12 protein-coding genes are annotated in these 12,538 nt (G+C 65.8%); 7 read left to right on the forward strand and 5 right to left on the reverse strand.

All coding sequences use genetic code 11. The features are described from left to right. Window positions 1-45: 45 nt before the first annotated feature. Window positions 46-486 (reverse strand): redox-sensitive transcriptional activator SoxR, encoded by a 441-nt coding sequence (soxR, locus tag SD196_RS19985; protein ID WP_370601700.1) that lies wholly within the window; start codon window positions 484-486, stop codon window positions 46-48. 97 nt (window positions 487-583) lie between these two features. Here soxR and SD196_RS19990 point away from each other — a divergent pair, with 97 nt between their 5' ends. Continuing rightward, window positions 584-928, forward strand: coding sequence for an antibiotic biosynthesis monooxygenase (locus SD196_RS19990; protein WP_275608131.1), 345 nt, complete (start codon window positions 584-586; stop codon window positions 926-928). Window positions 929-1,184: 256 nt separating this feature from the next. Here SD196_RS19990 and SD196_RS19995 read toward each other — a convergent pair whose 3' ends face one another. From SD196_RS19995 to SD196_RS20010, 4 genes are all read right to left on the reverse strand, one after another. Beyond that, window positions 1,185-1,634, reverse strand: coding sequence for an acetyltransferase (locus SD196_RS19995; RefSeq protein ID WP_370599864.1), 450 nt, complete (start codon window positions 1,632-1,634; stop codon window positions 1,185-1,187). 177 nt (window positions 1,635-1,811) lie between these two features. Then, window positions 1,812-3,422: an ABC-F family ATP-binding cassette domain-containing protein gene (locus SD196_RS20000; protein ID WP_416310592.1), complete on the reverse strand. Its 1,611-nt coding sequence runs from the start codon at window positions 3,420-3,422 to the stop codon at window positions 1,812-1,814. A gap of 268 nt (window positions 3,423-3,690) precedes the next feature. Further along, the gene (locus tag SD196_RS20005) at window positions 3,691-4,290 is read right to left on the reverse strand and encodes a tRNA-uridine aminocarboxypropyltransferase (RefSeq protein WP_416310593.1); all 600 of its coding nucleotides are present in this window, start codon (window positions 4,288-4,290) and stop codon (window positions 3,691-3,693) included. After that, window positions 4,287-5,183 carry a LysR family transcriptional regulator gene (locus tag SD196_RS20010; RefSeq protein ID WP_275608135.1) on the reverse strand — a complete coding sequence of 299 codons (897 nt, stop codon included), beginning with the start codon at window positions 5,181-5,183 and terminating at the stop codon, window positions 4,287-4,289. Before SD196_RS20010 ends, SD196_RS20005 begins: the two co-directional genes overlap by 4 nt. Window positions 5,184-5,470: 287 nt before the next feature. On the opposite strand from SD196_RS20010, the gene speB reads away from it, so the two are divergent. The 6 genes from speB (at window position 5,471) to SD196_RS20040 (ending at window position 12,500) form a co-directional block, all read left to right on the forward strand. Continuing rightward, window positions 5,471-6,430, forward strand: a complete 960-nt coding sequence (gene speB, locus SD196_RS20015) for an agmatinase (RefSeq protein ID WP_275608136.1) — start codon at window positions 5,471-5,473, stop codon at window positions 6,428-6,430. 16 nt (window positions 6,431-6,446) lie between these two features. Further along, complete coding sequence (locus SD196_RS20020; RefSeq protein ID WP_152224816.1) at window positions 6,447-6,857, forward strand: YybH family protein; 411 nt, start codon at window positions 6,447-6,449, stop codon at window positions 6,855-6,857. A gap of 25 nt (window positions 6,858-6,882) precedes the next feature. After that, window positions 6,883-8,397, forward strand: coding sequence for a purine-cytosine permease family protein (locus SD196_RS20025; RefSeq protein ID WP_331317018.1), 1,515 nt, complete (start codon window positions 6,883-6,885; stop codon window positions 8,395-8,397). Between the two features lie 126 nt (window positions 8,398-8,523). Beyond that, complete coding sequence (locus SD196_RS20030; RefSeq protein ID WP_275608138.1) at window positions 8,524-9,903, forward strand: sodium:solute symporter; 1,380 nt, start codon at window positions 8,524-8,526, stop codon at window positions 9,901-9,903. Between the two features lie 86 nt (window positions 9,904-9,989). Further along, a complete protein-coding gene (locus SD196_RS20035) occupies window positions 9,990-11,591 on the forward strand; it encodes a 5-guanidino-2-oxopentanoate decarboxylase (RefSeq protein WP_275608139.1) in 1,602 nt (533 codons plus the stop codon). 183 nt (window positions 11,592-11,774) lie between these two features. Beyond that, window positions 11,775-12,500: an MBL fold metallo-hydrolase gene (locus SD196_RS20040; RefSeq protein WP_416310594.1), complete on the forward strand. Its 726-nt coding sequence runs from the start codon at window positions 11,775-11,777 to the stop codon at window positions 12,498-12,500. Window positions 12,501-12,538 lie beyond the last annotated feature (38 nt).

Here is a 12,538-nt window from a genome sequence, read left to right on the forward strand (position 1 = left end):
GGTCCCCTCTCCCTTCAGGGAGAGGGGCTCTTCAGTTCATCCCCCTCACTCCGCCGCCCCCCGCCAATGCGCCCCCGGCCCCTCCTCCGCCAACCGGTCACCCGGATTGCGCAGCGGGCACGCCTCCATCGACAGACATCCGCAACCAATGCAGCCATCGAGCTGATCGCGCAGCAACAGCAGCTTCTCGATCCGCTCGTTCAGATCATCCCGCCAGCGCGCCGATAGCCGCGCCCAGTCCGCCGCCGTCGGGTTGTGCCCGCGAGGCAACGAGGCCAGCGCCTCGGCAATCTCGCCCAGCGGGATGCCAACTCTTTGCGCGACCTTGATCACCGCCACCCGCCGCAGCGTATCGCGCGAATAACGGCGCTGGTTGCCAGCATTGCGCGTGCTGGCGATCAGCCCCTTGGCTTCGTAGAAGTGCAGCGCCGACACGGCCACGCCAGCGCGTTTGGCCAGCTCGCCGACGCTCAGGTCGCGGTGCATCGAACAGGGAGACGATTTCTTCATGGGCTATTGACCTCAACTTAAGTTGAGGTTTTACCCTCGCCTGGCATTCGGTTCAAGACAGGAGCCAAGAACCATGACCCAGCCCAGCCCGATCCACACCTGCGTCGACACCCCGCACTTCGTCCTGCAGATCGAGATTGGCGTGACGCCACAGCAGCGCGCGCACATCGCCGCGAAACTGGGTGATTACCTGGAACACCTGCAGCAGCTGTTCCACCTGCGCCCCGGCTACCTCGCCAGCGAACTGCACGCCGAAGGCGAGCCGCAGCGCCTGGTCGGCCGCCTGCACTGGCGCCGCCGGGAAGACTGGGAAGCCGCCTGGGATTGCCGCAGCACCGCCAGCGACCTGTTCGCCGACAGCCTGCTCAGGCTTGGCGCGCGGAGCATCAGTTTCGGCAGTGGTGACACCGGAGCATGAACGCCACGTAGGGTGTACAACCGTTCGCGGTTGTACACCGATACACCGCTCTCCATCGCCATCGCCGAACCCAGAGTGCGCAGGGACCATAGTCAATCGGCGTATAACGCGGAGCGCTATACGCCCTGCGCCCGCAGGATTCGCGTTTTGTAGGAGCGAGTTTGCTCGCGAACCCGGTGGACGTCAGTGCCGCCGGAGAATCCATTCGCGAGCAAGGACTAATTCGTAGGATGGGTGGAGCGAAGCGATGCCCATCCTACGAGAACAGAGTGTCCGGCAGGCTCATGTGCAGCAGCGGAAACGGCCGCCCTTCACCGTCGGTGGGCGAGCGCCCGGTCTGGACGAAGCCGTAGTGCAGGTAAAACCCCACCGCCTGCGGGTTCTGCTCGTTGACGTCGACGCTCAACGAATCGCGCGACTCACGCACGAAGTCGAGCAACCGGGTACCGATGCCCTGTCCGCGCATCTCGGGGTCGATGAAGAGCATTTCCACATGGCGCTCGTTGAGCCCGATGAAACCCAATGGATGATCGTCGTTATCCACCGCCACCCAGACCTCGACGGCGGGCAGGTACAGGTCGCGGACCTGCGGCAATAGTGCGTCGATATCGGACGCCTGGAGGAAGTGATGAGTAGCGCGCACGGAGCGCAGCCAGATGTCGAGCAGGCGCGGATTGTCCGCGGCGATGCGTTGGCGAATGAGCATGAAATCATCCTGATTCAGCTGATCAAAAAGGAATGGCACGCCAGCGAAAGGCGACCGTTGAAGCGTCGGCAGCATGAATGACCGCTTCGCGAATCAACGCCTGGGCGGTACACGGCAGAGGCAGCCGGGAAGGAAGGGAAGTCGATCCTAGCCAGCCCCGCCCGGCAGGTAAAGCCCTCACTCGCGATGCAAGCGCCAACCGTCGTTCATGCACTCCAGACGCGCCTCCAGCTCCAGCCGGTCCAGGAATGCCTCGTCGTGGGACACCACCAGCAGCGCGCCCCGGTATTGCCGCAGCAGAGTCTCCAGCGCCTCACGGGACGGCAGGTCGAGGTGGTTGTCAGGCTCGTCCAGCAGGAGCAGTTGCGCCGGTTGCTCCGCGTAGATCTCGCAGGCCAATGCCGCCTTCAACCGCTCGCCGCCGCTAAGCAGCCCGCAGGGCTGATCGACCCGCGCCGCCGACAGGCCCAACTGCGCCAGCCGGGTGCGCAACACGGACTGATCCAGCGCCCGGTTGCGCGCCTGCAACTGCTCCAGCACCGAGCGCCTGGGCAAGAGCGCAGCCAGATGCTGGTCCAGGTAGGCGCTGCGTACCTTCAGCTCGCACGAACCGGAAGCGGGGTCCAATTCGCCGGCGATGACCTTGAGCAAGGTCGACTTGCCGCTGCCATTGTTTCCGATCACCGCCACACGGCGCGGTCCCGTCAGTTGCAGATCGAGCGGCGCGGCATTGCCGAACGGCAAGCGCAACGCCTCCAGCGAAAGTACGCCGCGCTGTTCGGGCAGTTCGCAGTCCGGCGCGTTGAGCGTCACTCCATCCTCCTCGCGCAACTGGCCGAACGCCTCTCGCACTTCACGCGCCAACTGCTCGCGACGATCGCCGTGCTGGGTGCTCAGGCGGGCGATGCTGGCCTGGCTGCGCTCCTTCTGCCGATCGACGAGGATCTTTGCCTGGTTGGCTTCGCGCGCATCCTTCCGCCCTTTCGCCTGGCGATGCTCCTGGCGCTCGCGCTGCTCCTGCATGGCCCGTTGCTGGCGGTCGCGCTCCAGCTTGCGACGCTGCAATTCGCGCTGGGCATGGTCCTGTTCCTGCTGGCGGACCTCCCGATAAAAGCCGTAGCCGCCGGCATAGCTGCGCAATCCGGTGGAAGACAGTTCGACGATCCGCGGCAGATCGTCCAGCAGCAGGCGGTCATGGCTGACCAGGATCAGCCCGCCACGCCAGCGCTGCACTTGCTCACATAGCGCTTCACGCCCGGCGCGGTCGAGGTGGTTGCTCGGCTCGTCGAGGATCAGCCAGTCTGCCTCGCTGAGCCAGGCACCGAGCAGCGCCACTCGCGTGCACTCGCCACCGCTCAAGTGTGCGGCCGGCGTGTCGGGCGCCAGGTGCCCGAGCCCGCTGGCGGCCAGCTCAGCCTCCAGGCGCGCATGGATATCCCAGTGACCGTCGAGGCGTTCGAAGTCGGCGGGATCGACGCCGCCCGCCTCGATCCGCGCCAGCGCATCCAGCAGCGGCTGCACCCCGGCGAGGTCCGCCACGCTGCGAAACGCCTGCGGCTCGACGCGCTGCGGCAGGTAGTGCACCAGCCCGGAACTCAGGCAACGCCCGGCACTGGGCTGCAGCTTGCCGGCCATGATCCGCGCCAGCACGGACTTGCCCACGCCATTGCGCCCGACCAGTGCGGTGCGACGGTCGTCGAAGGTTTCGTTGAGATCGCTCAGCAGCGCTTCGCCGCTGGGCAGGTGGAAAAAGACGCCTTGCAGCGCCAGGGTGAAGGGGCTCGTCATATGCCATCCAGATTGATGCCGGAAATCCCCCAGGCGAAACCTGGGACGGAAACGGGCCGTGAAACCACGGCGGCATCAATTGCGCATCGGACGAACACCTCGCGAAGGGGAATGAGGGGCGCAGTATAGCGAGTCGACCGCAGCAAGCGAATCCGCCGGCCGGCCCGGCACATGCTTTTCATAGGAGCGAGCTTGCTCGCGAACCAACCCAGCGCCGGCGTGGCCGGAGGATCTGTTCGCGAGCAAGCTCGCTCCTACAGAAGAACGCTCAGGAGGAAGATCGCGGCCCATGATTGCGCTGGAAGGTCTCCTCCCCCATCGCGGCGATCTGTCCGTCGATCAGGGCCTCGAACGGCCGCAGCAGCTCCGTGTGGGACTGCGGCGCATCCAGCGCGTCGAGGGCATGCACCACCGCCTCGATGGTCGACAGTGCACCTTCGGCCGGCGCCTTGCGCAGGCGGTAGCGGGAGCTCAGCCCGTCCGGCAGTACCACACGGGGCAGCGCCGCCAGGTTGGGGTTGAGATGCAGCAGCTTGCGCGCCTTGCGCCAGGTGCCATCGGGCACTACCAGCAGGCACGGCTTATCCACAGGGCGCGCCGCCAGATCGGCCAACGCGACAGCGGACTCACCGGGGAACAGCAGCCAGGCATCCCAGGCCGACAGGTCGAGACCACTGAAATCCTCGCCTACCAGCAGTTCCGCATTGGCCAGCCCTAGGACTGCCAATCGCGCGGTATTCAGCGCATGGCCGACTTCGCTCGGGTGCTGCAGCAGCAACACGCGGGTGCGGTTGTCCAGGTGCGGGATCAGCGCGCACAGGCAATGCGTCAGCGGGCGCTCGCAGCGCGGACAACGGGCGCGGCTCATGGCGTGTTCGGCTGCGTCCGCAGCAGGTCGCGGAAGTTCTGGATCAGCGGCTCGCGGGAACGGCCACGCCGCAGAATCAGGGAGAACGGCGCCTGGTAGCCGAAGGTCGCCGGCAGCAGCGCGCGCAGCCGGCCCTGCTCCACCCAAGGGTGGGCGTAATGCTCGGGCAGGTAGCCGATGTAGCCGCCGGAGAGAATCAGGATCAGCTGCGCCTCCATACTCTCCACAGTGCCGGCGCTGTGCTTGAAGCCGTGCCGCGCCAGTTCCGCCTGGCTCCAGTAGCCACGGCCGACCATGCGCTGCTGGGTGATCAGTTCAGCGGGAATGCGCCGGCCGTCGAACAGCGGATGACGGTCGCTGCAGTACAGCCAGTGCTGCTCTCTATAGAGCGGCTGGTAGACCAGACCGTTCATCCGGCTGAAGAACGAACCGATGGCCAGGTCCAGGCGGTTGTCCAGCACCGCCAGCTGCAGCTCGTAAGGGCTCTGTACCTGCAGGTGCAGGTGCACCGCCGGGTGCAGGCTGCTGAAGGCGCCGATCACTTCGGCCAGCGGCAGCGCCGGGTCGCTTACCGTGGAGTCCAGAACGCCGAGGTTGAGGGTGCCACGCAGCTCGCCCTTCAGGGTGGCGGCATAGCGCTCGAAGCCTTCCAGTTCGCCGAGGATGCGCAGGGTTTCCTGGTAGAACAGCTCGCCTTTGCTGGTCAGCCCGAATCCCCCGCGGCCGCGGTGGCAGAGCACGATGCCCAGCTGGTTCTCCAGTTGGCTCATGTAGGTGCTGATCGCCGAGGTCGACAGGTTCAGCTCCTGCTGGGCGGCGGCGAAACCCTGGCTGCGCACTACGCAGGCGAAGATTCGCAGCAGCTTGACGTCAGGCAATGCGCTGGCGCTCATGACGACTCCGTAAAACGGCGGCAAAGCCGCTCTAGTTCAGTACTTTCTGCACCAGTGAAACGAACGATAGAAAGCTGCCTATCGATCCGCAGGTCACGCCCCATGCGCCCGGCAAGCAGGCCCCTGCGACGCGGTGGCGCAGTCTAGCGCTCAGGGAAAGTTTAGAAAACTCTGAACTGATTATTTGTAGCCAGAGATTTTTCTCACTACCCAACCTGATGAGAATCCGACCTCAGTATCAACAAGCCTGTTTCCACGAAGACAGCGATCAGCCTGAGGCCCTCCCCATGGACAAGAAACTTCACCAGCCCCTGGGCGGTAACGAAATGCCGCGTTTCGGCGGCATCGCCACCATGATGCGCCTGCCGCACATCCAGTCCCCCGAAGAGCTCAACAAGCTCGACGCCGCCTTCGTCGGCGTGCCGCTGGATATCGGCACCTCCCTGCGCTCCGGCACTCGTTTCGGGCCGCGCGAAATCCGCGCCGAGTCGGTGATGATCCGTCCGTACAACATGGCCACCGGCGCTGCGCCGTTCGACTCGCTGAACATCGCCGACATCGGTGACGTGGCGATCAACACCTTCAACCTGCTGGAAGCCGTGCGCATCATCGAGGAAGCCTACGATGGCATCCTCGACCACGGCATCATCCCGCTGACCCTGGGTGGCGACCACACCATCACCCTGCCGATCCTGCGTGCCATCCACAAGAAGCACGGCAAGGTCGGCCTGGTGCACATCGACGCCCACGCGGACGTCAACGATCACATGTTCGGCGAGAAGATCGCCCACGGCACTACCTTCCGCCGCGCGGTGGAAGAAGGCCTGCTCGACTGCGACCGCGTGGTGCAGATCGGCCTGCGCGCCCAGGGCTATACCGCCGAAGACTTCAACTGGAGCCGCAAGCAGGGCTTCCGCGTGGTGCAGGCCGAAGAGTGCTGGCACAAGTCGCTGGCTCCGCTGATGGCCGAAGTGCGCGAGAAAGTCGGCGGCGGCCCGGTCTACCTGTCCTTCGACATCGATGGCATCGACCCGGCCTGGGCGCCCGGCACCGGCACCCCGGAAATCGGCGGCCTGACCACCATCCAGGCAATGGAAATCGTGCGTGGCTGCCAGGGCCTGGACATCATCGGTTGCGACCTGGTGGAGGTCTCCCCGCCCTACGACACCACCGGCAACACCTCGCTGCTCGGCGCCAACCTGCTGTACGAAATGCTCTGCATCCTCCCGGGCGTAGAGCGCCGCTAAGCGCGCGAGCAAACACATGAATAACGATGCCTGCGTAGCACAGGTGTTGGAGGCTGCCCGCGATCTCGTGGCAGCCTTCGCGCGCACCGACACCGAGGCCTACTTCGCGGCCTTCAGCGAAGACGCCAGCTTCATCTTCCACACCTGGCCGCAGCCGCTGCTGTCGCGCGCGGCATACCGCGAGGTGTGGGAAGGCTGGCTGCGTGACGACGGCTTCGAAGTCCTCGAATGCCAGTCCAGCAATACCTTTGTCAGCCTGCAGGGCGAAGATGTGGCCGTGTTCTGCCACGACGTCGCCACGCGGTTGCGCATCCAGGGAGAGGAGAGCCTGAACCACGAACGGGAGACCATCGTCTTCCGCCGTGATCCGAAACAGGGCCGCTGGCTGGCCACGCACGAGCACCTGTCACCGTCTCCGACGCCATAAAGACAGGGCATCCCGGGAGGAAGTCATGGATAACAAGAACAACGCACACGCCATCACAACGATCGAGACATTCGGGGTCGAACAGATCCCGGATCACGAACGTAACGCTACGCCCACCGATCTGTTCCGCATGATCTTCGGTGGCGCCAACACCTTCGCCACCGCCGTGCTCGGCAGCTTCCCGGTTCTGTTCGGGCTGTCGTTCCAGGCCGGCGTCTGGGCCATCGTCCTCGGCGTGCTGGTCGGTTCGATCATTCTCGCGCCCATGGGCCTGTTCGGCCCGCTCAACGGCACCAACAACGCGGTCTCCTCGGGCGCCCACTTCGGCGTGCACGGGCGGATCGTCGGCTCGTTCCTGTCGCTGCTCACCGCCGTCGCCTTCTTCTCTCTCTCCGTATGGAGTTCGGGCGATGCGCTGATCGGCGGTGCCAAGCGCCTGTTCGCCCTGCCGGAAACCGACCTCACCCTGGGCCTGGCTTACGGCCTGTTCGCCGTGCTGGTGCTGGTCGTGTGCATCTACGGCTTCCGCTTCATGCTGCTGGTCAACAAGATCGCCGTATGGGCCGCCAGCCTGCTGTTCCTGCTCGGCCTGTTCGCCTTCTCCGGCCCCTTCGATGCCAGCTACGCCGGCACCGTGCAGATGGGCAGTGAAGGCTTCTGGGCCGCCTTCATCGGCGCCGCCCTGCTGGCCATGAGCAACCCGGTGTCCTTCGGCGCCTTCCTCGGCGACTGGGCGCGCTACATCCCGCGCGAAACCTCGCAGAAGCGCATCATGCTGGCAGTGATCTGCGCCCAGCTGGCCACCCTGATCCCGTTCCTGTTCGGCCTGGCCACCGCGACCATCGTGGCCGTCAACGCCCCGGACTACATCGCCCAGAACAACTACGTCGGCGGCCTGCTGGCGGTCTCGCCGAGCTGGTTCTTCCTGCCGGTATGCCTGATTGCGGTGATCGGCGGCATGTCCACCGGCACCACCTCGCTGTACGGCACGGGCCTGGACATGTCCAGCGTGTTCCCACGCCTGCTCAACCGCGTACAGGCGACCCTGCTGATCGGCGTGCTGTCCATCGCCTTCATCTTCATCGGCCGCTTCGCCGCCAACCTGGTGCAGAGCGTGTCCACCTTCGCCGTGCTGATCATCACCTGCACCAGCCCCTGGATGGTGATCATGATCCTCGGCCTGGTCATCCGCCGTGGCTTCTACCACGCCGACGACCTGCAGGTGTTCACCCGTGGCCAGCAAGGCGGCGCCTACTGGTTCCACAACGGCTGGAACTGGCGCGGCATGGGCGCATGGATCCCGAGCGCGGCCCTGGGCCTGTGCTTCGTCAACCTGCCGGGTCAGTTCGTAGGCCCCCTGGGCAACCTGGCCGGCGGCATCGACATCAGCCTGCCGGTCACCCTCGGCATGGCCGCCGTGCTCTACGTCGCCCTGCTGCGGACCTTCCCGGAAGCAGCGGGCGTGTATGGCCCCAAAGGCCCGCGCTGGGTCGGCAGCCATGATCGTCCGGTGCTGGACATCAGCGAACCAGCCGCCTGATCGACCGCCAGCCTGAGGCGGAGCAATACCCCTAAGCCCCATCGGACCGACCTCCGTCGGTCCGGTGAATCACCGTACGCCACAAGCGTGCGGCAACAATGACAATGCAAGTGTGAGGAGCCGATCATGGCCTTGGATATATTCGTTGTTCTGATCTATGCCGCCGGCATGTTGATCCTGGGCTGGTACGGCATGCGCCGCGCCAAGACCCATGAGGAATTCCTGGTGGCCGGTCGGAACCTCGGCCCGTCCTTCTACATGGGCACCATGGCGGCAACCGTACTGGGCGGGGCGTCCACCGTGGGCACCGTGCGCCTGGGCTATGTCCATGGCATCTCCGGATTCTGGCTGTGCGCGGCCCTGGGCGCCGGCATCATCGCGCTGAACCTGTTCCTGGCCAAGCCGCTGCTCAAGCTGCGCATCTTCACCGTGACCCAGGTGCTGGAGCGTCGCTACAACCCGATGGCCCGCCAGGCTTCGGCAGTGATCATGTTCGCCTACGCACTGATGATCGGCGTGGTTTCCACCCTGGCCATCGGTACCGTGATGCAGGTGCTGTTCGGTCTGCCGTTCTGGGTCTCCGTCCTGCTGGGCGGCGGCGTGGTCGTGGTGTACTCCACCATCGGCGGCATGTGGTCGCTGACCCTGACCGACATCGTGCAGTTCATCATCAAGACCGTCGGCCTGATGTTCGTGCTGCTGCCGATCTGCCTGTACCGCGTGGGCGGCTGGGATGAGCTGGTGGCCAAGCTGCCGGCCAGCGCCTTCAGCTTCCACACCATCGGCTACGACACCATCATCACCTACTTCCTGATCTACTTCTTCGGCATCCTGATCGGCCAGGACATCTGGCAGCGCGTGTTCACCGCCCGCAACGAGAACGTAGCCAAGTACGCCGGCACCACCGCGGGTGTGTACTGCGTGATCTACGGCCTGGTCGGCGCCCTGATCGGCATGTGCGCCAAGGTGCTGCTGCCTGACCTCGACAACGTCAACAACGCCTTCGCCGCTATCGTCCAGTCCGCCCTGCCGGACGGCATCCGTGGCCTGGTGATCGCCGCCGCCCTGGCCGCCATGATGTCCACCGCCAGCGCCGGCCTGCTGGCCGCTTCCACCACCATCACCGAAGACCTGCTGCCCAAGCTGCGCGGCGGCAAGGAATCGAGCCTGGGCACCAGCCGCCTGTTCACCGCCCTGACCGGTCTGGTGGTACTGGCCATCGCCCTGGTCGTGAATGACGTGATCAGCGCCCTGACCCTGGCCTACAACCTGCTGGTAGGCGGCATGCTGATCCCGCTGATCGGCGCCATCTACTGGAAGCGCGCCACCACCGCCGGCGCCATCACCAGCATGGCCCTGGGCTTCATCACCGCCCTGGTATTCATGCTCAAGGATGGCTTCGACGCCAACACCCCGATCTACTACAGTCTGGCCGTCGGCCTGGTCAGCTTCATCGTCGTCAGCCTGATGTCGCCCCGCCCGGTTGCGGTCGCCGACGCAGCCTGATCGAGCACCACACAAAGAATGGGGCGCGGCGAGTCGATCACCGCGCCCCGTTTCATTTCACGACATCTCCCTGTAAGGAAACTGCCATGACCACCTGCGGCGAATTCCTCGTCAAGCAACTCGAAGCCTGGGGCGTGGACACCGTCTTCGGTATCCCCGGCGTACACACCGTCGAGCTGTACCGTGGCCTGCCCCACAGCGATATCCGCCACATCACCCCGCGCCACGAACAGGGCGCCGGCTTCATGGCCGACGGCTATGCCCGCGTCACCGGCAAGCCGGGCGTGTGCTTCATCATCACCGGCCCGGGCATGACCAACATCCTCACCGCCATGGGCCAGGCCTACGCCGACTCCATCCCCATGCTGGTGATCTCGAGCGTCAACGAGCGCTCGCGCCTGGCCCACGGCAACGGCTACCTGCACGAGCTGCCCAACCAGCGCGCCATGACCGCCGGCGTCACCGCCTTCAGCCACACCCTGATGAGCGTCGAGGAACTGCCGGCCGTACTGGCCCGCGCCTTCGCCGTGTTCGACAGCGAACGTCCGCGCCCGGTGCACATCGAGCTGCCGCTGGACATCATCACCGCCCCGGCCGACCACATGCAGGTGCGCCCGCGCGTGCAACTGGCCCGCCCTGCCCCGGCCCGCTCGCCGCTGCATGAAGCCGCCGCAAAGTTGGCCAAGGCGAAGAACCCACTGTTGCTGCTCGGTGGCGGCTGCGTCGAGGCCCAGGCCGAAGCCCGCGCGCTGGCCATCGCCCTGGATGCGCCGACCGCGCTGACCATCAACGCCAAGGGCCTGCTGCAGCCCGACCACCCGCTGCTGATCGGCAGCAACCAGTCGCTGGTGCCCGTGCGTGAGCTGGCCGAGCAGGCCGACGTGGTCCTGGCCATCGGCACCGAGCTGGGCGAGACCGACTACGACGTGGTGTTCGACGGCAACTTCAAGATCGGCGGCGAGCTGATCCGCATCGACATCGACCCGCAGCAACTGATGCGCAACTACGCGCCGAGCATCGCCATCCACGCCGACGCCCGCACCGCCATGCGCGGCCTGCTGGAACTGCTGCCGGCCCGTGAAGCCGACGCCGGCAGCCCCGGCGCCCAGCGTGCGGCCAAGGTGCGCGCGCAACTGGCCGAAGACTTCAGCGGTTGGGCGCACTACCGCGAGCTGTTCGGCAAGATCCTCGAAGTGCTGCCCGACGCCCGCTTCGTCGGCGACTCGACCCAGACCGTCTACAGCGGCAACCACCTGGTGGAACTGGACGGCGGCCGCCGCTGGTTCAACGCCTCCACCGGCTACGGCACCCTGGGCTACGGCCTGCCGGCCGCCATCGGCGCCAAGCTCGGCGAGCCGGGCCGCCCGGTGATCAGCCTGATGGGCGACGGTGGCCTGCAGTTCACCATGACCGAACTGGCCAGCGCCGTGGAAGCCAAGGTGGGCATCATCGTCCTGCTGTGGAACAACTACGGCTACGGCGAGATCAAGCGCTACATGGAACGCCGCGACATCACCCCGCTGGGCGTGGACATCTACACCCCGGACTTCCTCGCCATCGCCAAGGGCTTCGGCTGCGCCGCCGAGCGCGCCCGCGACCACGCGCACCTGCAGGAACTGCTGCGCAACGCCCCGAGCGATCGCCCGCTGATCGTGGAAGTGATGGAAGCGGCGCCGTTCGCGCCTTAATCCGGACCGGGGCGGGTTAACCACACCCAGCGTAGGGCGTATAACGTTCGACGTTATACGCCGTTTCACCCTGGCCCCAGAGCACTCCGAGCTTGGCCCTGGCGCCAACGAACGGCACGGTGTATCGGCGTACAACCGCGAACGGTTGTACGCCCTACGTTCAGCAGAACAAGGCGCACCACCATGAAAATCGTCACCCGCGACCGCTGGTTCGAAGTCCGCCACTGCTATGACGGCGTCAGCCTGATCCACGAGCCCTACGTCCGCCCCTTCTACCGCTGCAACCTGTGGCACATCCAGGGCCGCGACCGCGACGTGCTGGTGGACAGCGGCTCTGGCCTGGTCAGCCTGCGCGAACAATTGCCCTGGCTCACCGAGCGCCCGCTGCTGGCGGTCGCCAGCCACACCCATTTCGACCACATCGCCGGCCACCATGAGTTCGAGGAACGCCTGGTGCACCCGGCGGAAGCCGACATCCTCGCCAATCCCGACGGCGAGCGCACCCTGGCCACCGCCTTCGTCGGCGACGAGATGTTCGATGCCCACCCGGACTGTCCGCTGTGCTACGCCGAATACCGGGTCAAGGCCGCGCCGGCCACCCGCACCATCGACGAGGGCGACGTGCTCGACCTGGGCGACCGCACGCTGCAAGTGCTGCATACCCCCGGTCATTCGCCGGGCGGCATCAGCCTGTGGGAAGAGAAGACGCAGACGCTGTTCTCCGGCGACATCATCTACGACGGCCCGCTGATCGAGGACGCCTACCACTCCAACCTCGACGACTATGCGAAAAGCCTGGCGCGCCTGCGCGAGCTGCCGGTACGCACCGTGCATGGCGGGCACTTCCCGAGTTTCTCCGGGGAGCGCCTGAAGTCGATGATCGACGACTGGTTCAAGGCCCACGAATAACGGGCAAGAAAAAACCCGCCATCAGGCGGGTTTTTCTT

This window comes from Pseudomonas macauensis (genome assembly GCF_047902425.1).
In the GTDB taxonomy this organism is placed as follows: Bacteria; Pseudomonadota; Gammaproteobacteria; order Pseudomonadales; family Pseudomonadaceae; genus Pseudomonas.

Bases quoted from the DNA above. Each gene is read 5' to 3' on its own strand.
- soxR (WP_370601700.1), bottom strand. From the start codon at position 486: ATGCACCGCGACCTGAGCGTCGGCGAGCTGGCCAAACGCGCTGGCGTG.
- SD196_RS19990 (WP_275608131.1), top strand. From the start codon at position 584: ATGACCCAGCCCAGCCCGATCCACACCTGCGTCGACACCCCGCACTTC.
- SD196_RS20035 (WP_275608139.1), top strand. From the start codon at position 9,990: ATGACCACCTGCGGCGAATTCCTCGTCAAGCAACTCGAAGCCTGGGGC.
- SD196_RS19995 (WP_370599864.1), bottom strand. From the start codon at position 1,634: ATGCTCATTCGCCAACGCATCGCCGCGGACAATCCGCGCCTGCTCGAC.
- SD196_RS20005 (WP_416310593.1), bottom strand. From the start codon at position 4,290: ATGAGCCGCGCCCGTTGTCCGCGCTGCGAGCGCCCGCTGACGCATTGC.
- SD196_RS20020 (WP_152224816.1), top strand. From the start codon at position 6,447: ATGAATAACGATGCCTGCGTAGCACAGGTGTTGGAGGCTGCCCGCGAT.
- SD196_RS20000 (WP_416310592.1), bottom strand. From the start codon at position 3,422: ATGACGAGCCCCTTCACCCTGGCGCTGCAAGGCGTCTTTTTCCACCTG.
- speB (WP_275608136.1), top strand. From the start codon at position 5,471: ATGGACAAGAAACTTCACCAGCCCCTGGGCGGTAACGAAATGCCGCGT.
- SD196_RS20030 (WP_275608138.1), top strand. From the start codon at position 8,524: ATGGCCTTGGATATATTCGTTGTTCTGATCTATGCCGCCGGCATGTTG.
- SD196_RS20010 (WP_275608135.1), bottom strand. From the start codon at position 5,183: ATGAGCGCCAGCGCATTGCCTGACGTCAAGCTGCTGCGAATCTTCGCC.
- SD196_RS20025 (WP_331317018.1), top strand. From the start codon at position 6,883: ATGGATAACAAGAACAACGCACACGCCATCACAACGATCGAGACATTC.
- SD196_RS20040 (WP_416310594.1), top strand. From the start codon at position 11,775: ATGAAAATCGTCACCCGCGACCGCTGGTTCGAAGTCCGCCACTGCTAT.